Source organism: Rothia sp. HMSC071B01 (assembly GCF_001808945.1).
In the GTDB taxonomy this organism is placed as follows: domain Bacteria; phylum Actinomycetota; class Actinomycetes; order Actinomycetales; family Micrococcaceae; genus Rothia.
This window is the reverse complement of sequence record NZ_KV795070.1, coordinates 445,959-471,130: the sequence shown is the minus strand read 5'-3', so window position 1 is coordinate 471,130 and position 25,172 is coordinate 445,959. Positions and strand designations below refer to the sequence as shown.

Annotated in this window: 20 protein-coding genes; 9 read left to right on the top strand and 11 right to left on the bottom strand. The window is 58.2% G+C overall.

Annotated features, from left to right (window positions below; genetic code table 11):
• Window positions 1-8 precede the first annotated feature (8 nt).
• From HMPREF2527_RS03455 to HMPREF2527_RS03425, 7 genes are all read right to left on the bottom strand, one after another.
• Window positions 9-1,103: a 6-phosphogluconolactonase gene (locus tag HMPREF2527_RS03455; RefSeq protein WP_070506343.1), complete on the bottom strand. Its 1,095-nt coding sequence runs from the start codon at window positions 1,101-1,103 to the stop codon at window positions 9-11.
• Window positions 1,096-2,082, bottom strand: coding sequence for a glucose-6-phosphate dehydrogenase assembly protein OpcA (locus HMPREF2527_RS03450; protein WP_070506340.1), 987 nt, complete (start codon window positions 2,080-2,082; stop codon window positions 1,096-1,098). Before HMPREF2527_RS03450 ends, HMPREF2527_RS03455 begins: the two co-directional genes overlap by 8 nt.
• Complete coding sequence (gene zwf / locus HMPREF2527_RS03445; RefSeq protein ID WP_070506339.1) at window positions 2,079-3,626, bottom strand: glucose-6-phosphate dehydrogenase; 1,548 nt, start codon at window positions 3,624-3,626, stop codon at window positions 2,079-2,081. The genes HMPREF2527_RS03450 and zwf overlap by 4 nt, the downstream gene beginning before the upstream one ends.
• A gap of 277 nt (window positions 3,627-3,903) precedes the next feature.
• On the bottom strand, window positions 3,904-5,004 hold the full coding sequence (gene tal / locus HMPREF2527_RS03440) for a transaldolase (protein ID WP_070506337.1): 1,101 nt from the start codon (window positions 5,002-5,004) through the stop codon (window positions 3,904-3,906).
• A 172-nt stretch (window positions 5,005-5,176) separates the two neighbouring features.
• Window positions 5,177-7,279 (bottom strand): transketolase, encoded by a 2,103-nt coding sequence (gene tkt, locus HMPREF2527_RS03435; protein WP_070506334.1) that lies wholly within the window; start codon window positions 7,277-7,279, stop codon window positions 5,177-5,179.
• A 685-nt stretch (window positions 7,280-7,964) separates the two neighbouring features.
• Window positions 7,965-8,930 carry an ABC transporter permease gene (locus HMPREF2527_RS03430; protein ID WP_070506332.1) on the bottom strand — a complete coding sequence of 322 codons (966 nt, stop codon included), beginning with the start codon at window positions 8,928-8,930 and terminating at the stop codon, window positions 7,965-7,967.
• The gene (locus HMPREF2527_RS03425; RefSeq protein ID WP_070506329.1) at window positions 8,927-10,060 is read right to left on the bottom strand and encodes an ABC transporter ATP-binding protein; all 1,134 of its coding nucleotides are present in this window, start codon (window positions 10,058-10,060) and stop codon (window positions 8,927-8,929) included. Before HMPREF2527_RS03425 ends, HMPREF2527_RS03430 begins: the two co-directional genes overlap by 4 nt.
• 175 nt (window positions 10,061-10,235) lie before the next feature.
• Between HMPREF2527_RS03425 and HMPREF2527_RS03420 the strand changes: the two genes are divergently transcribed.
• The 7 genes from HMPREF2527_RS03420 (at window position 10,236) to HMPREF2527_RS03390 (ending at window position 18,450) form a co-directional block, all read left to right on the top strand.
• Window positions 10,236-11,090 (top strand): helix-turn-helix transcriptional regulator, encoded by an 855-nt coding sequence (locus tag HMPREF2527_RS03420; protein ID WP_070506328.1) that lies wholly within the window; start codon window positions 10,236-10,238, stop codon window positions 11,088-11,090.
• Window positions 11,091-11,287: 197 nt separating this feature from the next.
• Complete coding sequence (gene sufB, locus HMPREF2527_RS03415) at window positions 11,288-12,745, top strand: Fe-S cluster assembly protein SufB (RefSeq protein WP_049337647.1); 1,458 nt, start codon at window positions 11,288-11,290, stop codon at window positions 12,743-12,745.
• Window positions 12,745-14,019, top strand: a complete 1,275-nt coding sequence (sufD, locus tag HMPREF2527_RS03410) for a Fe-S cluster assembly protein SufD (RefSeq protein ID WP_070506326.1) — start codon at window positions 12,745-12,747, stop codon at window positions 14,017-14,019. Before sufB ends, sufD begins: the two co-directional genes overlap by 1 nt.
• Window positions 14,020-14,038: 19 nt before the next feature.
• The gene (gene sufC, locus HMPREF2527_RS03405; RefSeq protein WP_005509109.1) at window positions 14,039-14,797 is read left to right on the top strand and encodes a Fe-S cluster assembly ATPase SufC; all 759 of its coding nucleotides are present in this window, start codon (window positions 14,039-14,041) and stop codon (window positions 14,795-14,797) included.
• 40 nt (window positions 14,798-14,837) lie between these two features.
• Window positions 14,838-15,167 carry a metal-sulfur cluster assembly factor gene (locus tag HMPREF2527_RS03400; protein WP_012903572.1) on the top strand — a complete coding sequence of 110 codons (330 nt, stop codon included), beginning with the start codon at window positions 14,838-14,840 and terminating at the stop codon, window positions 15,165-15,167.
• A gap of 157 nt (window positions 15,168-15,324) precedes the next feature.
• On the top strand, window positions 15,325-16,347 hold the full coding sequence (locus HMPREF2527_RS03395; RefSeq protein ID WP_070506325.1) for an SIR2 family protein: 1,023 nt from the start codon (window positions 15,325-15,327) through the stop codon (window positions 16,345-16,347).
• Complete coding sequence (locus tag HMPREF2527_RS03390) at window positions 16,348-18,450, top strand: Ltp family lipoprotein (RefSeq protein ID WP_070506323.1); 2,103 nt, start codon at window positions 16,348-16,350, stop codon at window positions 18,448-18,450.
• A gap of 81 nt (window positions 18,451-18,531) precedes the next feature.
• On the opposite strand, the gene HMPREF2527_RS03385 is transcribed toward HMPREF2527_RS03390, so the two are convergent.
• A complete protein-coding gene (locus HMPREF2527_RS03385) occupies window positions 18,532-19,032 on the bottom strand; it encodes an HD domain-containing protein (protein WP_012903571.1) in 501 nt (166 codons plus the stop codon).
• A gap of 541 nt (window positions 19,033-19,573) precedes the next feature.
• Between HMPREF2527_RS03385 and HMPREF2527_RS03380 the strand changes: the two genes are divergently transcribed.
• Entirely contained in the window at window positions 19,574-20,428 is an 855-nt protein-coding gene (locus tag HMPREF2527_RS03380) for a DUF4253 domain-containing protein (RefSeq protein ID WP_070506322.1), read from the top strand.
• Window positions 20,429-20,545: 117 nt separating this feature from the next.
• Here the strand turns inward: HMPREF2527_RS03380 and HMPREF2527_RS03375 are convergent, their stop codons facing one another.
• From HMPREF2527_RS03375 to HMPREF2527_RS03365, 3 genes are read right to left on the bottom strand one after another with little or no spacing between them, the layout of a single operon-like run.
• On the bottom strand, window positions 20,546-21,220 hold the full coding sequence (locus tag HMPREF2527_RS03375) for an energy-coupling factor transporter transmembrane component T family protein (protein WP_070506321.1): 675 nt from the start codon (window positions 21,218-21,220) through the stop codon (window positions 20,546-20,548).
• Window positions 21,210-22,118, bottom strand: coding sequence for an energy-coupling factor ABC transporter ATP-binding protein (locus HMPREF2527_RS03370; RefSeq protein WP_070506319.1), 909 nt, complete (start codon window positions 22,116-22,118; stop codon window positions 21,210-21,212). Before HMPREF2527_RS03370 ends, HMPREF2527_RS03375 begins: the two co-directional genes overlap by 11 nt.
• 32 nt (window positions 22,119-22,150) lie before the next feature.
• Window positions 22,151-22,783 (bottom strand): biotin transporter BioY, encoded by a 633-nt coding sequence (locus HMPREF2527_RS03365; RefSeq protein ID WP_070506317.1) that lies wholly within the window; start codon window positions 22,781-22,783, stop codon window positions 22,151-22,153.
• Window positions 22,784-23,074: 291 nt separating this feature from the next.
• On the opposite strand from HMPREF2527_RS03365, the gene abc-f reads away from it, so the two are divergent.
• Window positions 23,075-24,673 (top strand): ribosomal protection-like ABC-F family protein, encoded by a 1,599-nt coding sequence (abc-f, locus tag HMPREF2527_RS03360; RefSeq protein ID WP_012903566.1) that lies wholly within the window; start codon window positions 23,075-23,077, stop codon window positions 24,671-24,673.
• Window positions 24,674-25,172: the final 499 nt, after the last annotated feature.

The window sequence follows — 25,172 nt, the reverse complement described above, 5'->3', positions numbered from 1 at the left end:
ACCGAACCTTACGGGCGGTTCTCAGGAGCCAGCGACTCCTCGGTTGCAAAAATCAAGGTCTGCTTCTTACCGCGCGCACCCACCGCCGGGGTCTCCAGCAGCAGCTCCGCGTTCAGATCCTCAGCGTCCAGCTTCGCGCCAGCCAGAAGGCGGCCGGTCGCATCCTGCTTATCCTCACCGGTGATGAGGAAGAACACGTGACGCGAATTATTGATAATCGGCAGGGTCACCGACACACGCTCAGCCGGCGGCTTCGGCGAATCAGAAACCATCACGGTTACAGCCTTACCGCCCTCAACCGGATCCTCCGGCAGACCGGTACCCAGCAGAACCTGCTTACGGCCCGGGAACAGGGACGCAATGTGACCGTCCGGGCCCATGCCCAGCAGGGTGATGTCAAAGACCGGTGCGGGCCACTGGCCGCCACCGCCACCACCGCAGCCTCCGCCGCCGCATCCGCAACCACCTGCGGGCTCAGCAGCCTCAGCATCAAATTCGTCCAGGGTGGTCTCTTCGATGGACTGCTCGGGAGCGGACGAACCGCAGCCGCCGCCACCGCAACCACAGCCGCCGGAGCCGCCATGCTCGTGACCCGCGCCGCCACCGTGACCGCCAGTCAACGGAAGTTCGGTCGCGCCCTCGGGCATCTGCACGGTCACAGCCGGTGCAGAACCGGCGTAGTCACGCATCTCAAAAGCGTAGTGCTCGGCGGCAGCCTCAAGGCCGGTGAAAATATCGGACGGGCCCATGCGGTGCACATTGCCCACAACCAGGCCGTGCGAGAGCAGGGGAGCGAGCAGTGCCTCAATAGCCTGGCCGTCATTACGTTCGGGGCTGCGTTCGGGCACGTAACGCTCATCGGAGAACCAGAAGTGCACGCGGGACCAGTCGATATCCTTCACGCGCTCGTTCTCAGCCCACGCCTTCAAGGTGGCGATACCCATCGTGCCGCCGGTCAGCGAAATGTGGGCGATGGTGCGCTCAGAGAGCACATGCTCAATGATGTCGAGGATGCGGGTCACCGCGTCCGCTGCGAGAGCGTCGCGGGTCGGGTGCGCCACCAGGGTGGGGGTGGATGCGCCCATGTTCTGAATCTTAGGCATCGAAAACCTCCGGGTATTCTTCGAGATCCAGCATGTCTTCAGGCTGGCAGGTGTCATCGACGAGGGTGACGGTGCACAGCGCCTGTTTCAGCACGTCACCGTAGGTGTCGTCCGGGTCGAGGCGGCGCAGCTCCTCAGAGATGCACTCGGCAAGGGTACGCACCGGCAACGCAATCTGCTGGTCGGGTGCGTACGGGGTGGAGATGGTCGCCACGGAAATGCCGGGGCGGAACATCGTCACGGAACCGTCTTCACGCTCAATGCTGACGCGGTACAGGCCGCGGTTTGCCGCGCCGATGGTGGCGAGGTGTACGGGCGCTTCAAGCTTCCAGCCGAGCCACGTACCGAGCAGCACCACGGACGGGGACTTGCTCGAACCCCACACAACCACGCGGCGTACGGGGGAGGAGGGCATCTGCTCCAGGAGCGCAGCCAGTTGGGTGCGCCACAGGGTGAGGCGGGTCCACGCCAGGTCGGTATCGCCGGCGCGGTACACCTCGGCGAGGTGCTTGAGAGCCTCTTTCGGGTCCTCAGCGCGCGCAGAGTCGGTGATACGACGCTGAGCGATACGACCGATGGAGTGCTGTGCTGGGTTCTCCGGAACCGAGTGCGGCCACCAGACCACAATCGGGGAGTCAGGCAGTAGCAGACCGGAAATCAGTGCCTCAGTCGGGCGGGATGCGCTACCCCAGCCGCGCAGAACAATCATCTCGGATGCGCCGGTGTCGCCGCCCAGGTGGATTTCTGCATCCAGCTGGTCAGGGTCGAGCGGGTCGTGGGAGATGTGCATGATAATGCGGCTCGGGTGTTCGTGGGAGGCACGAATTGCGGCGCGCATCGCTTCGCGGGAGTGGCCCTTTTCCGCGAGGACAACGAGGGTGAGTACTCGTCCGCTGCTGAGGCTACCGTTGGCTGCAGCCAGGTTGCTCAGTTCCTTGTTGATAGCGGAAACGGTGGTGTTATGCAGGTGCGAGATCACGGGCGCCTCCAAGCGCGGTTGTCACGCTCAAGCATCTCGTGTGCTGAACGCGGACCCCACGAACCGGACTCGTAGGGTTCAGGCTTAATGCGGTTTTCTTCCCAGTACTCTTCGAAGGGGTCGAGGATCTTCCAGGAGAGCTCAACTTCTTCGTGGCGGGGGAACAGCGGCGGCTCGCCGAGCAGAACGTCCAGGATGAGGCGTTCGTAGGCTTCGGGGGACTCTTCGGTGAAGGAGTGGCCGTAGCCGAAGTCCATGTTGACGTCGCGGATTTCCATCTGGGTGCCGGGCACCTTCGCGGAGAATCGGATGGTCATGCCTTCATCGGGCTGCACGCGGATGACGATGGCGTTCTGGCCGACCTGCGGGTTTTCACGTTCGCCGAAGAGACGGTCGGAGGACTTCTTCAAGACCACGGCGATTTCGGTGACTCGGCGGCCCAGGCGCTTGCCGGCGCGCAGGTAGAAGGGGGTGCCTTCCCAGCGGCGGTTTGCGATGGACACCTTCAGCGCTGCGAAGGTTTCGGTGCGGGAGTCTGCGGGGATGTCGTTCTCGTCGAAGAAGCCGTTGACGTGCTCGCCGCCCTGGTAGCCTGCGGCGTACTGGCCGAGTGCAAAGGAGTTCGGCAGGTCGTCGATACGGACTGCTTCGAGGACCTTCGCCTTCTCGGCGCGCAGGTGCTTAGCGTCGAGGCTGAGGGGCTCTTCCATGGCGGTGAGAGCGAGCAGCTGCAGCAGGTGGTTCTGGATGACGTCGCGGGCCGCACCCACGCCGTCGTAGTAGCCTGCGCGGGAGCCGATGCCGATGTCTTCAGCCATGGTGATCTGGACGTGATCCACGTAGTGGGAGTTCCAGAGGGGCTCGAACATCTGGTTGGAGAAACGCATCGCCAGGATGTTCTGAACGGTTTCCTTGCCCAGGTAGTGGTCGATGCGGAACACGGCGTCGGGCGGGAAGACTGCCTCCACGATGGAGTTCAGCTCGCGTGCGCTCTCAAGGTTGTGGCCGAAGGGCTTCTCAATGACCACGCGGCGCCAACCGTCGACGGGGTTGATGGTGTCGTTATCGCGGGATGCGAGGTCGTGTTCGGCGAGCTTGGTGAGGACCTGCTCGAATGCCTTCGGGGGGATGGAGAGGTAGAAGGCGTGGTTGCCGTGAGCGCCACGCTCGTCGAGTTCGGCAAGGGTGCTCTTGAGTTGTTCATAGGCTGCGTCGTCGTTGAAGGCACCTTCAACGAATCGCATGCCCTGCTGGAACTGGTTCCATACGTCCTCGCGGAAGGGGGTGCGGGCGTTTGCCTCAACAGATTCACGCACGTAGGCGCGGAAGTCGTCATCGCTCCAGGGGCGGCGGCCGAAGCCGACAAGGCCGAAGCTCGGCGGGAGCAAACCGCGGTTCATGAGGTCATACACTGCCGGAAGCAGCTTCTTGCGGGCCAGGTCACCGGTTACGCCAAAGAAGACGAGCGCGGACGGCCCCGCAATGCGGGTAATGCGGCGGTCGCGAGTGTCCCTGAGGGGGTTCGCTTCATGACCGTTAGTCACAATATATTCCTTTGATTGCCTTGGTTGGTTCGTGCGGCGCGCGGTTCGTACCTTGTCGCGCGGAGGCGATGCCGCATTCTGGAAGGTGTGTACCCTGTATTGTACCGGTTTTGACGGGATTGTCTCAGTGGCACCCTAATTCACCGAGATTCCCCGAACGGTGAAGCTCTGGCGGGAACCCCGGCGGATTAGGATGCGGTGCCGCGGTGCGCATCGGGCGGTGCACACCGACAGTGTTTAGTGCCACGCTATATTTTCGATGGCTACTGGGGTGCGGCTACTTGGCCTGCTCGAGTGCTTCGCGGACGGTCTGCAGCAGCTCTTCCCAGGAGACGTCGAACTTGGACAGGCCCTCAACCTCGAGCTTTTCCACGACCTCCGGGTAGGAGACGTGAACGGAGATAGCGTCCAGAACGTTGTTGGACTCGGAGTAGTTCGGCACGATGGTGTTGCCGGTAACCTCGCCGTGATCGGCAACAGCGTTCAGGGTTGCCTCGGGCATGGTGTTCACGGTGTTGGGTGCGACCAGGCCGGTGACGTACAGGGTGTCCGGCAGCGAGGGGTCCTTCACACCGGTGGATGCCCACAGCGGGCGCTGTACGTTTGCGCCGTGTGCCTGCAGGCGTGCCCAACGCTCGGAGGAGAACATTTCCTCGAACACCTCGTAGGCGAGGCGTGCGTTTGCCAGGCCTGCCTTGCCCTTGAGCTGCACAGCGTCGCCGCCGGCAGCTTCGAGGCGTGCATCGATTTCGGTGTCTACGCGGGAGACGAAGAAGGATGCGACCGAGTGGATGGTGGACAGGTCCTTGCCGTTCTCCAGCGCCTGCTCCAGGCCGAGCATGTAGGCGTTGATGACCTCGCGGTAGCGGGTCAGGGAGAAGATCAGGGTCACGTTCACGCTGATGCCAGCAGCCAGGGTCTCTGCGATAGGGCGCAGACCTTCCTGGGTTGCGGGGATCTTAATCATGACGTTTTCGCGGCCTACACGCTCGTAGAGTTCACGTGCCATCTTGGCGGTGCCTTCGGCGTCGCGTGCCAGGCGGGGGTCAACCTCGATGGAGACGCGGCCGTCAAAACCGTTGGATGCCTTGTAAACGGGTGCGAACACATCGCAGGCTGCGCGTACGTCGTCGCAGGTTGCGGCGAAGACTGCCTCTTCAACGCTTGCGCCAGCGGCGGCAAGTTCACGCATCTGCTCAGCGTATGCGGCACCCTTGGAGAGCGCGCCAGCGAAGATGGTGGGGTTGGTGGTCACACCGACGACGTTGTGGGTCTTGATGAGTTCGGCGAGGTTGCCGCTGGTCAGACGCTCACGGGAGAGGTCGTCAAGCCAGATGGAGACACCGGCGTCGGAAAGCTTCTGAGTGGACTCAGACATGTGAAAACCTTCGATTCTTTGTCGAAATTGAAATTTGAGATATCAGTGAAAACTACTGGGCGGCGGGAGGCTCCGGCTGAGCGGTCAGCCGGAGCCTCCCCGTTGCGTCCGCGCCCCACACGTACAAGGGGGAGCGCAGTGTGCGCGGCAGTTACCGCGGCGTTGTTATTGCCTACTTAGCGGCGGCGATGGATTCCTTAGCGGCAGCCACGACAGCCTCCGCGGTGATACCGAATTCGCGGTACAGGGTCTTCGCATCGGCGGATGCGCCGAAGTGCTCGATGGATACGGCGCGGCCGGCGGTGCCGAGCAGGTCGTACCAGCTCATTGCCAGGCCAGCTTCGATGGAGACGCGGGCTGCAACCGAGGAGGGCAGAACCGACTCGCGGTACTCTGCGTCCTGCTCAGCGAACCACTCACGTGAAGGCATGGAAACCACGCGAGCCGCGATGCCCTGCTCTGCGAGGGTTGCGCGAGCCTGAACAGCGAGCTCAACCTCGGAACCGGTAGCGATCAGGATGACGTCCGGGGTGCCCTCGGTGTCAGCCATGATGTAGCCGCCGCGTGCGGTGCCCTCAGCGGAAGCGAACTTCTCGCCCTCAGCGTCTGCGTGCACGTCTTCACGAGCCCAGACGGGCAGGTTCTGGCGGGAGAGCACGATACCTGCGGGGCGGTCGAACTTCTCCAGGATGGTGCGCCATGCGACGGCGGTTTCGTTAGCGTCCGCGGGGCGAACCACGTCGAAGCCGGGGATGGCGCGCAGGGCGGAGAGGTGCTCGATCGGCTGGTGGGTGGGGCCGTCTTCGCCCACGCCGATGGAGTCGTGGGTCCACACGTACACTGAGGGAACGCCCATCAGTGCGGAGAGGCGAACGGCCGGGCGCTGGTAGTCGGAGAACACGAAGAAGGTGCCCGAGAATGCGCGGGTGGGGGAGGAGAGCACAATACCGTTAACGATTGCTGCGGCAGCATGCTCACGAATACCGAAGTGCAGCACGCGGCCGTAGGGGTTACCGGTCCAGTCTTCGGTGGTTCGCGATGCCGGGTTGAAGGACTCTGCCCCCTTGATGGTGGTCAGGTTCGAGCCGGCGAGGTCAGCGGAGCCGCCCCACAGTTCGGGGAAGGTGTCAGCAATAGCGTTGATGACGGTGCCGGATGCCGCGCGGGTTGCCACGGAGGTGCCAGCCTCGAACACGGGGAAAGCAGCCTTGTAGTCCGCGGGCAGTTCGCCTGCAACGAGGCGCTTGTACAGTTCGGCGCGCTCGGGGTTAGCCTTAGCCCATGCCTCGAACTTCTCGTCCCATGCCTTGTGTGCCGCAGCGCCGCGCTCGCGCAGCTGACGGGTGTGTGCCAGCACGTTCTCCTCGATGAAGAAGCTCTTGGCGGGGTCGAAGCCGAGCAGTTCCTTGGTTGCGGCTACCTCATCGGCGCCGAGCTTGGAGCCGTGTACTGCGCCGGTGTTCTGCTTGGTGGGGGCGGGGTAGCCGATGATGGTGCGCAGCTCAATGAAGGAAGGCTTGTCGGTGACAGCCTTCGCGCGCTCAATAGCGGCGTACAGTTCTGCGACGTCCTCAACGTAGTCGCCGGTGCGGGTCCAGTCCACGCGCTGAACATCCCAACCGTAGGACTCGTAGCGCTTTGCTACGTCCTCGGTGAAGGCAACGTCGGTGTCTTCCTCAATGGAGATGTGGTTGCGGTCCCAGACGACAATCAGGTTGCCGAGCTCCTGGTGGCCCGCAAGCGCGCTGGCTTCGGCGGTCACGCCCTCCTGCACGTCACCTTCGGAGGCGATGACGTAGACGTGGTGGTCGAAGGGGGAGGTGCCCGGTGCTGCTTCGGGGTCGAACATGCCGCGCATACGACGCTGTGCGTAGGCGAAACCAACGGCGGAGGCCAGGCCCTGGCCGAGCGGGCCGGTGGTGATTTCTACGCCCTTGGTGTGCTTGTATTCGGGGTGGCCGGGGGTGAGGGCACCCCAGGTGCGCAGGGCTTCCAGGTCGCTCATTTCGAGGCCGTAGCCGCCGAGGAACAGCTGAGTGTACAGGGTGAGGGAGGTGTGGCCGGGGGAGAGGATGAAGCGGTCACGGCCTTCCCAGCGGTCGTCGGAGGGATCCTGGTTCATGACCTTCTGGAAGAGCAGGTAGGCGACCGGCGCCAGGCTCATTGCGGTGCCGGGGTGGCCGGATCCGACCTTTTCTACGGCGTCTGCGGCGAGGATACGTGCGGTATCTACGGCGCGCTGGTCGGTTTCTGTCCACTGGAAGTTCTCTGCCACGTGGGTGTCCTTTCACAACGTGAGTGGATGCGCCAGCAGGCTTGTGCTAGCGCGCTGTCCGTCGGGTGTAACGTGCCTTCGGTGGCGCTTATTCCCGCGCCGGTAGGCACCCGGGTAGGTGCGGGGCACACGGGGTGCTGTGCGCGGGGCGTCCGGAGAGTTGTTTCGACCCTTTCGTTTTAACAGGATAGTTCACTGGGCGGAAGTATCCGGTGTGTGAATGCAGACATTCACAGGGTGATACGGGGCTGAGATGGAGAAAAAGCGACGCTACAACGCGGGCTCCGCGGATTTCGCGGTGCACGTTTGAGCTGTGTTTCTGAGCTATGCGCTGAATATTGTTCAGTAACGTAACAATTTTTGTGTAAGTGGTGAAGCTCATGTTAAGGTTGAGCAGGAAGGTTGCAGACCGAAACAGTGGTTGGGTCGGTCTGCATCTCGGTGATTGAAGCCCCTCCTCCGCGTAAGAACCGTCGATTATCTTACTGTGGTGGTGAGATAAAAGGTTCTGGAGGAGAGTGCTTTCTTTTAGTCTCTGACCGTGCACTTTGTGCGTGATTGAGGCTAAAGGTTTGTGTTATATGAATGGGCGCCGGATATGGTCGGAAACATATCCGGCGCCCGCCTTTTTAACCTGCAGTTGCTTTAGCTGTATGCGCGAAAAGCGCTGCCTGCCAGGTTGATACTAGTCAGACCACTTGAACTTGCGCGAGGCAATAAACCCAATGACCACGGTCCACACGATGAGTACCCAGTGCGGGTCGGCGAGCCACTGATGCTGAATGAAGTTGCCGCGCAACGCGTCACCCAGAGCCGCTGAGGGCGACCACGCCACGATTCCGGCGTACCAGTCGGGGAAGGACTTGAGCGGGAACACCACGCCGCCGGCACCGGCAAGAATCACCCAGGCAATATTCACGATGGCGAGGGTCGCCTCCGCGCGCACCGTACCGGCAATGAGCAGACCCAGCGCCGTAAACGCGCCGGCACCCATGAGCATCGTGATGATGGAGCGCGAGACGGCGATAGCGTCCGGGCGCCAGCCCAGACCGTACCCAAGCACCGCAACCAGCGTGAACTGAATTGCCACGACCACCAGCACCGCAATGCACTTGCCCATGATCAGGCCGTTACGGCCCAGGGGAGTGGTCGCCAGGAACCGCAGCACGCCGTAGCGGCGGTCAAAACCGGTGGCAATGCCCTGACCGGACAGCGCCGTAGAAATCACGCAGAGCGCCAGAACGCCGGGGACCGCCGCATCCATGCGGGATACCCCCACCGAGTTCGCGTACTCATCGATCAGGCCGGTGAACCGCAACGCAATGAGCGCCATGACGGGAAAAATAATGTTGAGCATCAGCTGCTCGCCGTTGCGGAGCATCGCCATGGTCTCGTAGCGGCCCTGCTCGATCACGCGCACGAGCGGGTAGTTCGCGCGCGGGGGAATGTACTCCTCGTCTTCGTCAATAGAAGAGACCCTGGGGCGAGTGTCTACGGCGGAGCGGGTGTTCGCGGCGCGTTCTTCCATTCGGTTCCCTTCCGCTCGGTTCCCTTCTACTCGGCTCTCTTCTGCAGGCTTTTCTTTTACTTGGTTTTCTGCCGCCCGGTTGTTGGCCGCCCGGTTGTTGTTAGTGCGTGCGGTGTTGCTCATCGGATATCACGTCCTGAAATGTCGAGGAAGACATCCTCAAGAGTCTTCGGTTCCATGGTGAGAGAAATCGGCATGAGGTAACGTTCGGCGAGCGCCGAGGTGAACGCCACCAGATGCTCGGGACGCAGTGCGCCGACCAGCTCATACTCGCCGGGTACGGAGGGCGCACCGTCACGAGCCGGGGTGTAGGGCACCTTCTCGATGAGCTCCACACCTACCCGCAGATGTGCGGGTAGCAGCTGTTCACGGGTGGGGGTGGGTGCATTCAGTGTGTACTGCAGGCGGTTTGTGCCGTCGCTGGCGATGAGCTCGGAGACGGTACCTTCCTGAACCGTGGCGCCGTTTTCAATGATGTAGACGTAGTCGGCGAGCTTCTGCGCGTCGTCAATCAGGTGCGTGGTGAGCACAATCGCAGTGCCGAGTTCACGCTGTTCACGAATGATGTCGAAGACGACGTTGCGGGATTGCGGATCCAGGCCCGCGGAGGGCTCGTCGAGGAAGAGCACGTCCGGGCGACCGATGAGGGCGGCGGCGAGGGAGACGCGCTGTTTCTGACCACCCGAGAGGCGGCGAATCGTGGTGCCGTTGAAGGCATCAATGCCGAGGCGTTCTGCAAGCTCTTCGACCGGGTACGGGTCGGTGTACATGGTCGAGATGTGCTCGAGTAGCGGAATGGGGTGCATGGCGTTGGGCAGGCCGCCGTCCTGGAGCATAATGCCGACCTTGGCGCGCAGCTCCGGGTCTGCCTGCAGCGGGTTTTCTCCGAGTAGGCGCACGGTACCGCGGGTGGGTTTGAGTAGGCCCTGGGCGCAGGCGAGGGTCGTGGTTTTACCGGCACCGTTAGCTCCGAGGAGGACGACCACCTCACCGGGGAAGACGCGCAGGTTGACCTTGTTGACGGCGCGGTAGAGCCCGCTGGCGGTGAGCCGTTCGGGGTATTTGGTGCGGAAGGCGCGTGAGGGTTTGAACTCTTTGATGAGGTCTTTAATGCTGAGCGCCGGTTCTTCGGTGATGATGCGTCGTCGTGCGGTGGGGGAGGCGCTGGGCTCCGTGTGGTGCTCAGCGTGTGCCGTTGGCGCGGCGGATGCACGCCCAGGGTGGTCCTGCTGGCCCGCGGTGGTGGTCTCCATAGACAGTCACTTTCGATTTTTGCGATGAAGGAGCGTGTGTGCCCCTTCATCTTATGCCCTAACTCACGTTCAAGGCACGCCCGTTACGACTCAAAAGTTCACTTTAAGGTAGAAAAGTTAGCAAGTAGGGGTACCTAACTAGCCAAAGAAAAACTAATTAGGACATACTTTACTTGTGTATTCCGTGAATAAGACCCCTCAGCGCGCCTCAACGAACGAGGCGCAGACCCGAAACGGCACCCGAACCGCCGCATCGGGCTCTACTGGTGCTTCCAGTACAAAGTCCTCCGCGGCACGCACATCCAAGCGCAAAGCCGAGGCAGAAGAACGCACCAGGGACCGCGTCCTGCGTGAAGTCCTCAATAACGGCCCCGTATCCGCAGCAACCCTCGGTGAGCTCCTCAGCCTCACCCCCGCAGCGGTACGCCGCCACCTCGACGCCCTCGAATCCAACAACATGATTGAGGTCGCGCCCATCAAAAAGCACGGCGCCGGAGCTGGACGACCCGCCCGCCGCTACGTGATCGCCCCCCAGGGCCACGAACGCCTCGGCAACGACTACCTCATCATCGCCCGCGACGCCCTGCAAATGCTCCGCGACACGGTTGGGCAGGAAGCCCTCGAAGCTTTCGCCTCCGCCCGCGCCGCAGACATGGAAGCCCGCTACCGCCCCGTCGTAGAAGCCGCCGGTGACGATGTGGCAGCCCGAGCGCAGGCGCTCGCAGAGGCAATGAGCAAGGACGGTTTCGTGGCGACCGCTCAGGTCACCGCACCTCCTGCAGGACGAACCGTTCCCGAGCATTTCCTTGCAAGTATTCAGCTCTGTCAGGGTCACTGCCCGGTGCGCGACCTTGCTGGAGACTTCCAAGTGTTCTGCGAGCAGGAAACCGGGATTATTTCTGACCTGCTCGGCGTTGATGTCCGTAGGCTTTCAACCATGGCTTCGGGTGCTCACGTGTGTACCACGCACGTGCCCCTGAACCGTATCACCGCCGAGAGCGAGAAGAACGCAGAAGAACCTTCCGCGTAACGCTTACCGCAGTACGCAGCGGCGCACCCCGATGCCCCCCTCAAGGGTGCGACCCGCACGCTGAAACCCGCCCGCAACCACACCACGTACACCGCATCACGCATTGTGGTTGAGTGCGGCATCAGCCCCCTCAACTACCGCGCCTGCAACCGGCAGGTGGCGGCGAGAAATGTAATAACCATCGAAGAAAGGCCGTAATGACTGAGAAAGTTGGGCAGAACGCCAACGACACCGTCATTTCAGAGATCCTGGAGATGAACCCCGAACTCGAGGGCATTGGCAACTACGAGTACGGTTGGGCAGACTCCGACGAAGCAGGCCAGGTAGCAAAGCGCGGCCTGGACGAGAACGTCGTGCGCGACATCTCTGCAAAGAAGAACGAACCCCAGTGGATGCTGGACATGCGTCTGAAGGCGCTGAAGTTCTTCGAGCGTAAGCCCATGCCCACCTGGGGCGCGGATCTTTCCGAAATTGACTTCGACAACATCAAGTACTTCGTGCGTTCGACCGAGGGTCAGGCGACCTCTTGGGAGGAACTGCCCGAGGACATCCGCACCACCTACGAGCGCCTGGGCATTCCCGAGGCGGAGCGTAACTCCCTCGTCGCGGGTGTGGCTGCACAGTACGAGTCTGAGGTCGTGTACCACCAGATCCGTGAGGACCTGGAGCAGCAGGGCGTGATCTTCGTCGACACCGACACCGGTCTGCGCGAATACCCCGAACTGTTCAAGGAATACTTCGGCTCCATCATCCCGATTGGTGACAACAAGTTCTCCGCGCTGAACACCGCCGTATGGTCCGGTGGCTCCTTCGTGTACGTTCCCCCGGGAGTCCACGTGGAGATCCCGCTGCAGGCGTACTTCCGCATTAACACCGAGAACATGGGCCAGTTCGAACGCACCCTGATCATCGCGGACGAAGGCTCCTACGTTCACTACATTGAGGGCTGCACCGCCCCCATCTACAAGTCCGACTCCCTGCACTCCGCAGTGGTTGAGATTGTGCTGAAGAAGAACGCACGCGTTCGCTACACCACCATCCAGAACTGGTCGAACAACGTCTACAACCTGGTGACCAAGCGCGCTGTTGCGCACGAGGGCGCCACCATGGAATGGGTGGACGGCAACATCGGTTCGAAGGTCACCCAGAAGTACCCGGCTGTTTACATGGTCGGCGAGCACGCTAAGGGTGAGACCCTGTCCATCGCGTTCGCGGGTGAGGGTCAGCACCAGGACACCGGTTCGAAGATGGTTCACATCGCACCGAACACCTCCTCGACCATTGTGTCCAAGTCCGTGGCACGTAACGGTGGCCGTAGCGCATACCGCGGCCTGGTTCAGGTTCGTGAGGGCGCTAAGCACTCCAAGTCTTCCGTGGTTTGTGACGCACTGCTGGTGGACACCATCTCCCGCTCCGACACCTACCCCTACGTGGATGTGCGCGAGGACGATGTGACCATGGGTCACGAGGCGACCGTTTCCCGCGTCTCCGAGGACCAGCTGTTCTACCTGATGCAGCGCGGCCTGAGCGAAGAAGAAGCAATGGCAATGATTGTCCGCGGCTTCGTTGAGCCCATCGCACGTGAGCTGCCGATGGAGTACGCACTCGAACTGAACCGCCTGATCGAACTTCAGATGGAAGGATCTGTGGGCTAATGCCGACCAACGAAGAAACCCTGGGTTACCACTCCCCGATCATCCCCGGCATGGACCAGGAGGGCGAGAAGCTCGCCACCGAGTTCGCCCACGATGACACCCTGTACCGTGCCACCGAGGCACACCACCAGGGCTCCAACCCGAACAACGTCCAGAAGGTACTCGAAGCATCCCGTGCAGAGCGTAAGACCTCCTACAACGTGGAGGACTTCGCACCCCTGACCGGTCGTGAAGAGGACTGGCGCTTCACCCCGCTGAAGCGTCTGGGCGGCCTGCACCTGGAGAAGCTGACCGGCACCGCACCGGCACCGAAGGTGACCGCACCCGAGCAGGTTCAGGTTGAGACCGTCTCCCGCGAGGATGCACGCATCGGCTCCGCAGGTATCCCCGAGGACCGTGTGGCAGCAAACGCGTGGTCCAGCTTCACCGAAGCAACCGTGGTGACCATCCCCGCCGAAGCTGAACTGGCTGAGCACGTGGAAATCGACATCACCGGCACCGGCAACGAAGCAGCCGCACAGCACATCGTGATTGAGGCTAAGCCCTTCTCGAAGGCTGTTGTGGTTCTGCGCCACACCGGCTCCACCGTCCTGGCACAGAACGTTGAGTTCGTGGTGAACGACGAGGCTGAGCTGAACGTTGTTTCCGTGCAGCAGTGGGCTGACGACGCAATCCACGCCTCCGCACACTACGCTAAGCTGGGCCGCAACGCACGCTTCAAGCACGTTGTGGTGTCCCTCGGCGGCGACCTGGTGCGCGTGACCCCCTCCACTAAGTTCACCGCTCCCGGCGCTGAGACTGAAATGTACGGCCTGTACTTCGTAGACGCAGGTCAGCACATTGAGTCCCGCCTGTTCGTGGACCACTCCGTACCCAACTGCAAGTCCCGCGTGACCTACAAGGGCGCGCTGCAGGGTAAGGGTGCGCACTCCGTATGGGTTGGTGACGTTCTGATTGGTAAGGATGCAGAAGGCACCGACACCTACGAGCTGAACCGTAACCTGCTGCTGGAAGTTGGCCCCCGCGCCGACTCCGTGCCGAACCTGGAGATTGAGACCGGCCTGATTGAGGGCGCCGGCCACGCATCCACCACCGGCCAGCTCGATGAGCAGCACCTGTGGTACCTGCAGGCTCGCGGTATTCCGGAGGCTGAGGCACGCCGTCTGGTCGTGCGCGGCTTCCTGAACGAGATCATTCAGCAGATTCGTGTTCCCGAACTTGAAGAGCAGCTCACCGAGGCCCTTGAGGCAGAGCTCGCCCTCAGCAACAACTAAGCTTTACCAGGAGAAATCAATGTCTACCCTTGAAATCAAGGACCTTCACGTCTCGGTTATCCTCGATGACGAAACCACCAAGCCCATCCTGAAGGGCGTTAACCTGACCATCAACTCGGGTGAGATCCACGCAATCATGGGCCCGAACGGTTCCGGTAAGTCCACTCTGGCTTCCACCATTGCTGGCCACCCCAAGTACCAGGTTGACTCCGGTCAGATCCTGCTCGACGGTGAGGACATCACCGAGATGAGCGTGGACGAGCGTGCACGCGCAGGCCTGTTCCTGGCTATGCAGTACCCGGTTGAGATTCCCGGTGTGACCATGTCCAACTTCCTGCGTTCTGCTAAGACCGCTGTGGACGGCAAGGCTCCCTCCCTGCGTACCTGGACCAAGGACGTTAAGGAAGCCATGAAGAACCTGGAGATTGACCCCGACTTCATCGCACGTAACGTGAACGAGGGCTTCTCCGGTGGTGAGAAGAAGCGCCACGAGATTCTTCAGCTGGAGCTGCTCAAGCCCAAGTTCGGCATCCTGGACGAGACCGACTCCGGTCTGGACGTTGACGCACTGAAGATTGTGTCTGAGGGCGTGAACCGTGCGCACGAGGCTAACGACATGGGCGTCATGCTGATTACCCACTACACCCGCATCCTGCGCTACATCAAGCCGCAGTTCGTGCACGTGTTCGTGGACGGCAAGATGGTTGACCAGGGCGGCCCCGAGCTGGCTGACCGCCTGGAAGAAGAGGGCTACGTTTCTTACGTGGGTAAGAAGTAAGCTTCTTCTCCTTATCGGATTCTGACAGAAAGATAGAACTATGACTGAGACTGTGCAGGTTCGTGTTCCTCAGGAAGAAATTGAGGAAGCCCTCAAGGAGGTCATTGACCCGGAGCTCGGCGTCAATATTGTTGACCTCGGTCTGCTCTACGGTCTGCGCTGGGATGAGGATGGAACCCTCATTCTGGACCTGACTCTGACCACCGCGGCGTGCCCGCTGCAGGAGGTTATTGAGGAGCAGGTTCAGAGCAACCTGGAGAACCTGGTTGATTCTTGGCGTGTGAACTGGGTTTGGATGCCGCCGTGGGGCCCGGAGCGTATTACTGAGGACGGCCGCGATATGATGCGCGCGCTGGGCTTCAACATCTAAGCTCCTGACTCGCAGATAAGGTACCCGCCCGGTGCGGAAGGTGTATGCCTTCGGCACCGGGCGGGTATTTTTTGTGTGCTTTAAGGGCTTTGACCGTGCACCATGATAAAGCTATATTGAGAGGGTTGTTGTTAACCATATTTCCACGGGAGGGGATATGAATATTCAGGAAGAGATCCGCGAGGTTGCGGTCAGCAAGAATGTGAATTTTCTGATTGGATCAGGCTGCTCGGTAGGAGCAATTGGTACGATGGGTAAATATTGGGAGGATGCCTGGAAAGAAAAAAACTTAAATGAAGATGGAACAGAAAAATCTCCGACTTGTTGCAAAAATAAAGAATACTGTGAAGCGTGTCAGAAGAGGGGGAATGAGCTACTCGTTATTGATGTTAAGAAGGTAAGTAAAGAACTTGTAGAGGGGAAACTTGAAGAAAATTTTGTTACCAAGAATTACAACTTTTTTATAAGCGAGGTTGTTAACCTAATGCATAGAATGAATTCTCGTCAAAACCCGAAGAATATTAACATATTTACGACAAATTATGATTTATTTATAGAGGACGCTCTTGATAAGGTATCGAAAACTGAAACCTTCGTGATTAATGATGGTGCACGGGGTTACTTCAAGAGAATTCTAGACAGCTCAAACTTCAACCGAACTGTTTCTTATCGAGGTCCGTCTAATAATTATATCGATGAAATCCCTAGTATCTCTCTAATTAAACCTCATGGCTCGGTTAATTGGGAAAAAACAGCGGATGAGGAGATAGAGATTAGGGCAGAGGTTGTTGATAATCCTATTGTCGTTAATCCTGATGGCCATGAACCTCGAGTGACCTTTGAAGAAAACTATTTTCATGATATGTTAAGGATTTTTCAAACGGAACTGGATAAACCGCAAAGTGTTCTGTTTGTTATTGGATTTTCGTTTCAGGATGAGCATATTGCTAAGATGATGCAGCGCGCGTTGCGAAATAAAGAGCTGAATGTCTATGTATTTTGTTACTCAAATAATACTGAAGGCACCATTCGTGAAAACCTGAAGTGTGGTTCTAGTAATATTAAAAACCTAAAGTTTATTCGACCAGGGGATATTCAATCAGATGGGCCCATGGAAAAACAAACAAGTGGTTTAACGCTAGGGGTTGTTACGAATATCCTAAAGTCTGGAGGTAATTAAATGGATAAGTATATAGGTATTGTCATTTCTGTCGATTCTGCTATCGCAGAGGTGGCCATGTATGACATGGTGAATGATGCCAATATTTTATGGGATGGGCAGGTTCTTCCTGGCCCCAAGGTTGGGTCATTTATATCCATTCTTCAAGGTAATGTCAGAATTATTGCAAAGGTCATTTCGGAAAAAATTATTGACCAGCAAAATTCTATTGGTAGCAAGGAATTTGATAACCGGTATTCTAAGGATTCTATTAATAGGGTTATCAAGGCTAAGAGTATTGGTACTGTAAAGGGTGATAATTTTCAGGTAACATCGCGGTATGTCCCGATGGTTGGCAATAAAGTATCTTGGATTAGCCAAGAAGACTATGCTGCGATGTATGCCTTGGGCGAGAATGTCCCTTCACTCCGTATTGGTGAAGACCTTCTAGGTGATCAGGAGGTTAATATCCCGATTAATCGTATTTTTGCTTCACATATTGGTGTCTTTGGAAATACTGGTAGCGGCAAATCAAATACCCTGCACCGCCTGTATCTCAATCTCTTTAGATCGGAGTATGGGGAATATGCACTAGAGAATTCAAAATTTATTGTTATTGATTTCAATGGTGAATATTCTCATGAGAAATCATTTGGTGTTCCTTCTAGATATAAGAGGGTATACCGCCTGTCTACAAGGTCAAATAACTCAAATAAGATTCCCATAAGCGATGAGTATATCTTTGACCCAGAGATTCTCTCTATGCTTTTTGACGCCCGTCCCGCAACTCAGGTGCCATTTATAAACAGTACTCTAAAATCTTACAATAAAAATAAAGGGGATTGGGTTGGATATGCTAAGTTCATTATTGGAACTCTTCTAAAACTTCTAATAACCAGAGATACATCTCGCGGTGACGCCTTGAGTGAGTGGATTGATTTATATAAAAAAGTTATTGGTGTGGAAAAATGCGACCTGGATTGCATGAAGCCAAGTTATAAAAATAGTTATAGAATGCCTGATGTTCAGAGTGGTCAAATGAAGTATTTTGAACGCAGCGACACAGTAGATATGCATAGAGAGTATATCTATAATATTATTCTTGATGATTTATCTCAGGCATTCTCGAGATTAGACCCTATTGTGCGCATGGGCTATATAATTAAATTCTCTTATATACATAGTACTGCCTGGGGTCAAGTGCAAAAAGAACATTTAGATCCTCTTATGAAGAGGGTAGGTGTTGCTTTAAATGACCTGGATAAAATTATTGAAGTAAGAAATGATCAATCACAGAGTGCCTGTAGCCTTTTTATTGTGGACTTACTGAATGCGAATCAGAGTATTAAACGTATGATACCTATGTTGTTTGCAAAGATGATGTATGGTGAGCAAAAAAATAAAAGAGGTAGTGGGGCAACATCTCATCTTATTATTGATGAAGCGCATAATATCTTGAATGCCAATTCGGGTGAACTAGGAGACCACTGGAGGGATTATCGACTTGACGTATTTGAAGAAATTATTAAGGAAGGTAGAAAGTTTGGTTTCTATCTGACACTTTCTAGCCAGCGGCCGGCAGATATATCACCAACAATTATTTCTCAGATTCATAACTATTTTATTCATCGGCTCGTTAATGAGCTTGACCTGCGAATGATCGAAAGAACGATGCCAACCCTGGACCGGGCGTCCTTTGACGTGATTCCAACCTTGGGTAAGGGTGAATGCGTCGTTACGGGTACTGCATTTTCATTGCCTGTCTTTACTGTCGTCGACTGGGAAGAATCAGATCCGAGACCTCATAGTGATGACCTAGTTCTTACTAACCTATGGACAAAGGCAGAATATAAGTCTGCCTTGGGGACAGCTGAGTTAATTTTCTATACGAAGGATATATCTAAACGGGATCTGCACAACTTGTTGACCAGTGAACCTAATCCGTTCAGTCCAGAAGCAGCTCAGTGGGCTGTAGACAATATGAGAGCTGACTGGAAAGCCAATGCTTTGGAAAAAGCAAAGAGCTGTCAGGGCACTCCTGAGGAAATCTATTTGCATCTAATTTCAGATGAGGTAGGTTTCACCAAGAAAGAAGCGGAGTACGCTATCTCTCACCTGAGCTAATTCAATAGATGATTCATAGAAGCCGCCCGGTATGGAACATATTCCATACCGGGCGGCTTCTATTTTCGGTTAGCGCTGAACCTAATCGTTCAGGTGCAGCAGCTTCAGCGAGTGCTCATACTTGATCATGAGGCAGGTACGAGTCGGTTCCTCCAGAAGCGCCAAACGCTGCGGGTCAGTATTATCCGCAATATCGGCAAGCTTCACCAGACGAGCCAAATCATTCACACGCACCCGGCTCAGATACGACTCACGCGACTCACCCGGGCGGCGGGTCAAGGCATCAATCGCATCCACAATACGCGCCGAGAAGTGACGAGCCAAGAAAGCGAGAGAAACGCCGGTATCCTCCACCGTGTCATGCAGCAGCGCCACAATCTGCGCTTCAGCCTTCAGCTCCTCCAAAGAGATATCAGGGTGAGTTGCGGCAGCCAACTCACACGCAAGCTTACGTACCCCAAGAGCCACACGGCGAGGGTGGGAGATATAGGGCCAGCCGTTACGGTCAGTCTGCCCCTCATGCGCCTTATCAGCGATGCTGTCTGCCAGGCGAACCATCTCTTTGTAGTAGTTATTCGACATGAGAACCTCCGTTGGTTTGAACTCCTGCGAGTTGATGGTCCCAGCGACGTTTTCCGCACCAACGCGGCACGGGTGGTAGCTGGTACCAACACTTTACTCCAGCAGCTACGCGGCGGCGGCAGAACTCGCCCGAGACGCCCCTAATACGTCAAATATGACGCGCAGAAGAAGAACACAGGGCGTTTTTCCTTCTGAAATTGTGGGTTTGGTGCCCTTTCTGCCGCGTATCTGCAGTTGGTAACAGGCATTCAGAAGGCGCCCCGCACCTCCGCGAAAGTGTCTGCCGCACCCCTTGGCACCGCCCGGTGTAACTCGCCCAAAATCTCATATGATGGCGAAAAATTTCTAACTTTTTCTGGCGAAAACAGGTGCGCAAACCGCCCAACACAAAGGCAGTTTAAGCGTGTTTAGCACACACCGATACACACTCATCAAACGAAAAAAATGCTCGCCCTCCGCGCCCTGATAAAACATCCAAAAACCCGTATTTTTGCGCGAAAATACGCGATAAACTGGGGGCAACCAAACATCGGAGAACACCATGGCAGAGCTCTACGAGCGCTTCGTCGCTTTGTATCCCTACCCACACGAGCGAATCCGCCACGGCGCCCCACGAGCCGAACTTAACCGGCGATACCTCGAACACCTCTACGAGGGCAAGAACCGGGGAACAACCCCCATCGTGGTTGCCCTCGACCCGACCCTGCTCGGGACCATTGAGAATAACGTCTCCCTGCGTACCTCAACCCCAGTGCAGGACATCACCGCCGACACCGTCAAGCGGTACGCACACGAGCTCATCACCGACCAGCATCGATACCTGGATCAAGCCGGTGTAGAAGTCGCCGCGCACGAGGCGTTCCGGCAGCTGAACGAGAGTACCTACCTGCAGACCTACCGCCGCCTCATGGAAAACGGCGAACTCGGCGAAGACGATATTGGTACGCCCCTGAAAGCGGAGTACCCCTTCGAACTGACCGCCGGCATCATCAATGAGAAGGTCAAAACCACCGACATCGACAGCGCCGCGGAACTGCTGATTATGGACCTGCCGCTGCGGGATGTATCCGGGGTGTTCGCCTACCTGCCCTTCGGCGGCTGGGATTCCAGCCCCAGCCCCGAGGCGATGCTGTCCATAGCCCGCTACTGGTTTGAACGCGATGACGCCTACCCGGCTGTTATCGCCTCGGACTTTATCGAGTTCTACACGCCGGTACCGGTCACGACCCGCCGCGACGCCGAGATTCTGGCGGTCGAGCACACGATGGTTTCCTCGGCGATGCCGGTGCGCGTCTACCGCGGCTTTGACAAGCTCGTGGAGGCGCTCTACGGTCAGCACGACTGGTACCTGTGGTGGGAGCAGCTCCCGGCGGCGCTCCTCATTGAAACGCCCTAAACCAGCCTAGCTAGGCGAGTTAAAGCGAAGGGGCGGGATGAACCTACACGGTTCACCCCGCCCCTCTCGCGTATCTGCGCCTTTTCGTGTAAATGAGCAGATTCGCTTCGCTCGGTGCTATTTTAGCTCGTCCACGTGTCGCGCCCGCAAAGCACGAGCGGTCGCCGTCGCGTAATCAACCGCCTGCACCACCCACGGAATCAGCAGCCGCCAATACATGCGCTTGGGCAGGTTACGCGCCACCGCCGCCCTGCGCAACGCACCCCAACGGTCCATGAGCGCCGGAATCGACCGGACCATCAACGCAATCAGCAGACCCAGACGCTCTGGGGAAAGACCAACGAAACGCAACGGCGAACACAGCCTCACAAAGCCGTCAATCAGAACCGGCAGGGGAGTGCTCACCAGCAGAGCGCGGGACGCATAAAAAGCCGTCAGCATAGTCGCGATAGCATCCGCGCCGGAGGCGTACTGACCCGTCAACACGTAATAGCCAACCATAATCAGTAGCAGCAGAGACAGCGCGCGAACCACCAACCACAGCTGGGAGGCAGGCACACCAGCCCACAACGCGCAGAACGTGGACGCCACCAAAGCCACCAGCGCCACCTGCCAGCCGGTCACCGCCAACAGCAGAAACAGCCCAAAGAAGAGCGTGCCCTTGAGCCATAGCGGCACCCGATGCACCGGCGTGTTCAACGGCTGGTAGAAACCCACCAGCAGAGTACCGGGGTTGAAATCCGAGCCCTGTGAGGCGGGGCGAGGATTCACGCGCGGCGTGTTAGCGCCCATGCGCGCCTCCTGCCGAATCCAGACCTTCGGTCGCACCCTCGTTGGGGAACCCCTCGGCACACCACGTGCGGTACTGCTGCACCAGCTGCGCAGCATCCCCCTGAGCGAGCAGGCGCCCGTCATGAATAATCACGGCTTCATCGCAGCCCGCCGCCAAATCCAGGTCGTGCGTGCTGAGCACCAGCATCTGATCCAGCGACTCCAAGTGCTTGAGTAGCCGCGCGCGATTGCGCAAATCCAGCAGGGTGGTCGGCTCATCGAGCAGAAGAATCTGCGGGCGCGCCGCCAGTACGCTGGTGAGAGCGACCAGCTGCTTTTCGCCTCCTGAGAGGGTGAAAACGCTCTGGTTTTCAAGGTGTTCGAGGCCGCGCTCGCGGAGCAGTTCACGAATCCGTTCGAGGCGCTGCTCACCGCTGAGGGCACTACCTTCAACGGCGGCGGCACGGCGCAGGCTCAGGTCAATATCTTCGGCGACGGTGGGCATAATCAGCTGCGCCTCCGGCTGGGCAAAGAGCATGCCCACACCCTCAAAAGCGCCCTGCGAATTACCGCGAGCGCCATGGGAATTACCGCGAGTGCTCTGCGAGCCACGGCTCGGTGCCTCCAGGGTGTCGACGCCGTTCACGCGCACAATACCTTCATCCGGGTGGGTGAGCCCATTGAAAAGCCCCAGTAGGGTGGACTTGCCGCTACCGTTCAGACCCAGCACCGCGGTGCGCTTCGCCGTGAACTGCAGGCTCACATCCTTGAGGATACGGCGATGCCCGCCTTCGGGCAGCTCGGTGAAAACACTCACCGATTCAAGCTCAAGGGCGGGCATGCTGGTAGAGGCGCTCACCGCCTGCTCGCCTTGCACCTGCTGCGGTGCAGGCTGGCGCGTGGAGCGGCGAAAAAACATAGCTATCCTCTCGTGTGGCACATTGTGTGCTTTTAACGCTGGGCAGAAGCCAGGGACGGGAAGGCGCGGCGTACCGACAAACCAACCAGAACCGCGATTGTGGACTTCACCAGATCCCAGGGAACGAATACCATTGCCGCGCTGAACGCGGCGTCAAAAGTCATGTGGGCGTTCACCATCATACCGGCGATACCGCAGGCGGTCAGAACCACAAAACCGCAGAAGTTCGCGACCAGAGCCATAAGGAAGGTCGCGCCAACCGAACGGGTGTTGCGGGTGAGCAGGTATGCGAGGGTACCGGCAATAGCGGCGAAGGGCAGGAAGCCGAGCAGGTAGCCGGCACTCGGGGAGGCGAGCGTACCCAAACCGGCGCCGCCCTTAGCGAAGATGGGCAGGCCAGCGAAACCAACCAGCAGGTACAGCGCCACGGAGGCGGTGGCACGCTTGCCGCCGAGCACCTGAGCGGTGATGTAAATGCCGAGGGTCTGGAAGGTGAAGGGAACTGCAACGCCGCCCAAGCTGACGGCGGGCATGATGGCGAGTGCGGCGATGAAGCCCGCGAACACTGCGATGAGGGAGAGATCGGTGGCGAGGGAGGTCTTTGCCGCTACGTTACGGCGCGGTGCCTGGGTTGCCTGAGCTGATTCGTGCACGGAATCGGTCATTGGGGTGGTACTCCTTTGATGCGTATTGCTCTGTAGATTTTTCTACAGAGTTGAGGGTGGCGGTGGTTGACTGCTTGTCACAACCCAGTTTTGAACAATGTTCTATGAGTGGTGTCCGGTATGTATAGTACACCGCACACCACAAAAACAAAAGGTGCCCCACATGCGCACTCGGCACACCTGCACTAAAATTGATGAGGTGCTCTGCGCGCTCGCCGCTTCTAACCCGGCGAATCCCGCCTACCGAGCACTATCAACCCACACACCAGACCGCCATCCGGAAAGGCACCCATGATTGCTGTACAGAACCTCGAATTGCGTGCAGGCGCGCGCCTGCTCATGGAAGAGGTCACCTTCCGCATCGATAAGGGCGACAAGATTGGTCTGGTGGGCCGTAACGGTGCCGGCAAGACCACTATGACTAAGGTGCTTGCCGGTCTGACCCTGCCCGCTGACGGTACGGTGACCCGCAGCGGCACTATCGGCTACCTTCCGCAGGACCCGAAGGTGGATGACATGAGCCAGCTGGCGCGTGACCGCATCCTTTCGGCGCGTGGCCTGGACGGTGTGGCGCGTAAGATGCGTCAGGCGCAGGACGATATGGCGAGTGAAGACCCGGCGGTGCGCGCTAAGGGTATGCGCCGCTACGACCGTCTTGAGGCTGAGTTCATTGCCGGTGGCGGCTACGCGGCTGAGTCGGAGGCGGCGGTCATCACCTCCAACCTGGACCTGCCCGAGCGTGTGCTCGCCCAGCCGCTGTCTACTCTGTCGGGTGGTCAGCGTCGCCGCGTGGAGCTGGCGCGTATTCTCTTCTCCAATGCGGACACCATGCTGCTGGATGAGCCGACCAACCACCTGGACGCCGACTCGATTCTGTGGCTGCGTGACTTCTTGAAGAACTTCTCGGGCGGCCTGATGGTCATTAGCCACGATGTTGACCTGATGGAGCTGGTCGTCAACCGCGTCTTCTACCTGGACGCGAACCGCTGCGTGATTGACCAGTACAACATGGGCTGGAAGAATTACCTGACTCAGCGTGAGCAGGATGAGCACCGCCGCAAGCGTGAGCGTGCGAATGCGCAGAAGAAGGCGAATGCTCTGATGGAGCAGGCGAATAAGATGCGCGCGAAGGCGACGAAGGCTGTTGCTGCTCAGCAGATGATTAAGCGTGCTGAGAAGCTTCTGCGCGGTCTGGAGGATGAGCGTCAGAGCGATAAGGTTGCGGCGATTCGCTTCCCGGATCCGGCGCCGTGCGGTAAGACTCCGCTCTCTGCCCAGGGCCTGTCGAAGTCCTATGGCTCTCTGGAGATTTTCACGGACGTTGATTTGGCGATTGACCGCGGTTCGCGCGTGGTGGTGCTGGGCCTGAACGGTGCCGGTAAGACCACTCTGCTGCGCATGCTGGCTGGTTCCACCGAGCCTGATACTGGTGAGGTTGTGTACGGTCACGGCGCGAAGCTGGGCTATTTTGCGCAGGAACACGAAATTCTTGATGGTGACCGCACTGTCTTTGAGAACATGAAGTCTGCCGCGCCGGATCTGGACGACACCCGCGTGCGCACGATTCTGGGTTCGTTCCTGTTCTCCGGTGATGATGTGGATAAGCCTGCCGGTGTGCTTTCCGGTGGTGAGAAGACCCGTCTGTCCTTGGCGACCCTGGTGGCGTCGAGCGCGAATGTGCTGCTGCTCGATGAGCCGACCAACAACCTGGACCCCGCCTCGCGTGAGGAGATTCTGAACGCGTTGAAGGCGTACCAGGGCGCTATCGTGATGGTTTCTCACGATGAGGGTGCCGTGGAGGCGCTCGACCCCGAGCGTGTGCTGCTTCTGCCGGATGCGGTGGAGGACCTATGGTCGAAGGAATACCAGGACCTGATTTCGCTGGCGTAAGCAATATCCGCTGAACATCAAAGCCGACATGAAAGTACGGGGGAGGCTCCGGTACCGTGTGGTGCCGGGGCCTCTTTACGTGTATTGCGCGTTGTTTTATTGTCCGGGGCGTATTGTTTGTGGCGTATTGGCCGGGGTGTATTGTCCAGGGCGTGTTTTTTGTGTTCTGAAAATGTGTTGCGGAGATATTGTCGGTATTTTTCTCGCGAATAGTGCGGAAAAATGTGACCTGACCCGTGGGGTTGTATTGTTTTCTGATCATATGTGGTGTAATTGCGTTCCCGTGCATGTGATTTGTGGGTTCTGACACATGAAACTTGCGGCGTATTTGACGGGAAATAATGTTGCCTTGTGGGTTTTTCTGAGGGAAAGAAAAGCTCTCAGGCGATATTTCGGGGGGTCTGTGTGGGCTTTTTGAATTTTTCATGTGTCTCTACATACATTGTGGGAAAAATGGTAGAAACACAACATACATGGGGCGTAGACTTGTAACTGTTCC

Bases quoted from the DNA above. Each gene is read 5' to 3' on its own strand.
- HMPREF2527_RS03455 (WP_070506343.1), bottom strand. From the start codon at position 1,103: ATGCCTAAGATTCAGAACATGGGCGCATCCACCCCCACCCTGGTGGCG.
- tal (WP_070506337.1), bottom strand. From the start codon at position 5,004: ATGTCTGAGTCCACTCAGAAGCTTTCCGACGCCGGTGTCTCCATCTGG.
- HMPREF2527_RS03430 (WP_070506332.1), bottom strand. From the start codon at position 8,930: ATGAGCAACACCGCACGCACTAACAACAACCGGGCGGCCAACAACCGG.
- HMPREF2527_RS03425 (WP_070506329.1), bottom strand. From the start codon at position 10,060: ATGGAGACCACCACCGCGGGCCAGCAGGACCACCCTGGGCGTGCATCC.
- sufB (WP_049337647.1), top strand. From the start codon at position 11,288: ATGACTGAGAAAGTTGGGCAGAACGCCAACGACACCGTCATTTCAGAG.
- sufD (WP_070506326.1), top strand. From the start codon at position 12,745: ATGCCGACCAACGAAGAAACCCTGGGTTACCACTCCCCGATCATCCCC.
- sufC (WP_005509109.1), top strand. From the start codon at position 14,039: ATGTCTACCCTTGAAATCAAGGACCTTCACGTCTCGGTTATCCTCGAT.
- HMPREF2527_RS03400 (WP_012903572.1), top strand. From the start codon at position 14,838: ATGACTGAGACTGTGCAGGTTCGTGTTCCTCAGGAAGAAATTGAGGAA.
- HMPREF2527_RS03395 (WP_070506325.1), top strand. From the start codon at position 15,325: ATGAATATTCAGGAAGAGATCCGCGAGGTTGCGGTCAGCAAGAATGTG.
- HMPREF2527_RS03390 (WP_070506323.1), top strand. From the start codon at position 16,348: ATGGATAAGTATATAGGTATTGTCATTTCTGTCGATTCTGCTATCGCA.
- HMPREF2527_RS03385 (WP_012903571.1), bottom strand. From the start codon at position 19,032: ATGTCGAATAACTACTACAAAGAGATGGTTCGCCTGGCAGACAGCATC.
- HMPREF2527_RS03380 (WP_070506322.1), top strand. From the start codon at position 19,574: ATGGCAGAGCTCTACGAGCGCTTCGTCGCTTTGTATCCCTACCCACAC.
- HMPREF2527_RS03375 (WP_070506321.1), bottom strand. From the start codon at position 21,220: ATGGGCGCTAACACGCCGCGCGTGAATCCTCGCCCCGCCTCACAGGGC.
- HMPREF2527_RS03370 (WP_070506319.1), bottom strand. From the start codon at position 22,118: ATGTTTTTTCGCCGCTCCACGCGCCAGCCTGCACCGCAGCAGGTGCAA.
- HMPREF2527_RS03365 (WP_070506317.1), bottom strand. From the start codon at position 22,783: ATGACCGATTCCGTGCACGAATCAGCTCAGGCAACCCAGGCACCGCGC.
- abc-f (WP_012903566.1), top strand. From the start codon at position 23,075: ATGATTGCTGTACAGAACCTCGAATTGCGTGCAGGCGCGCGCCTGCTC.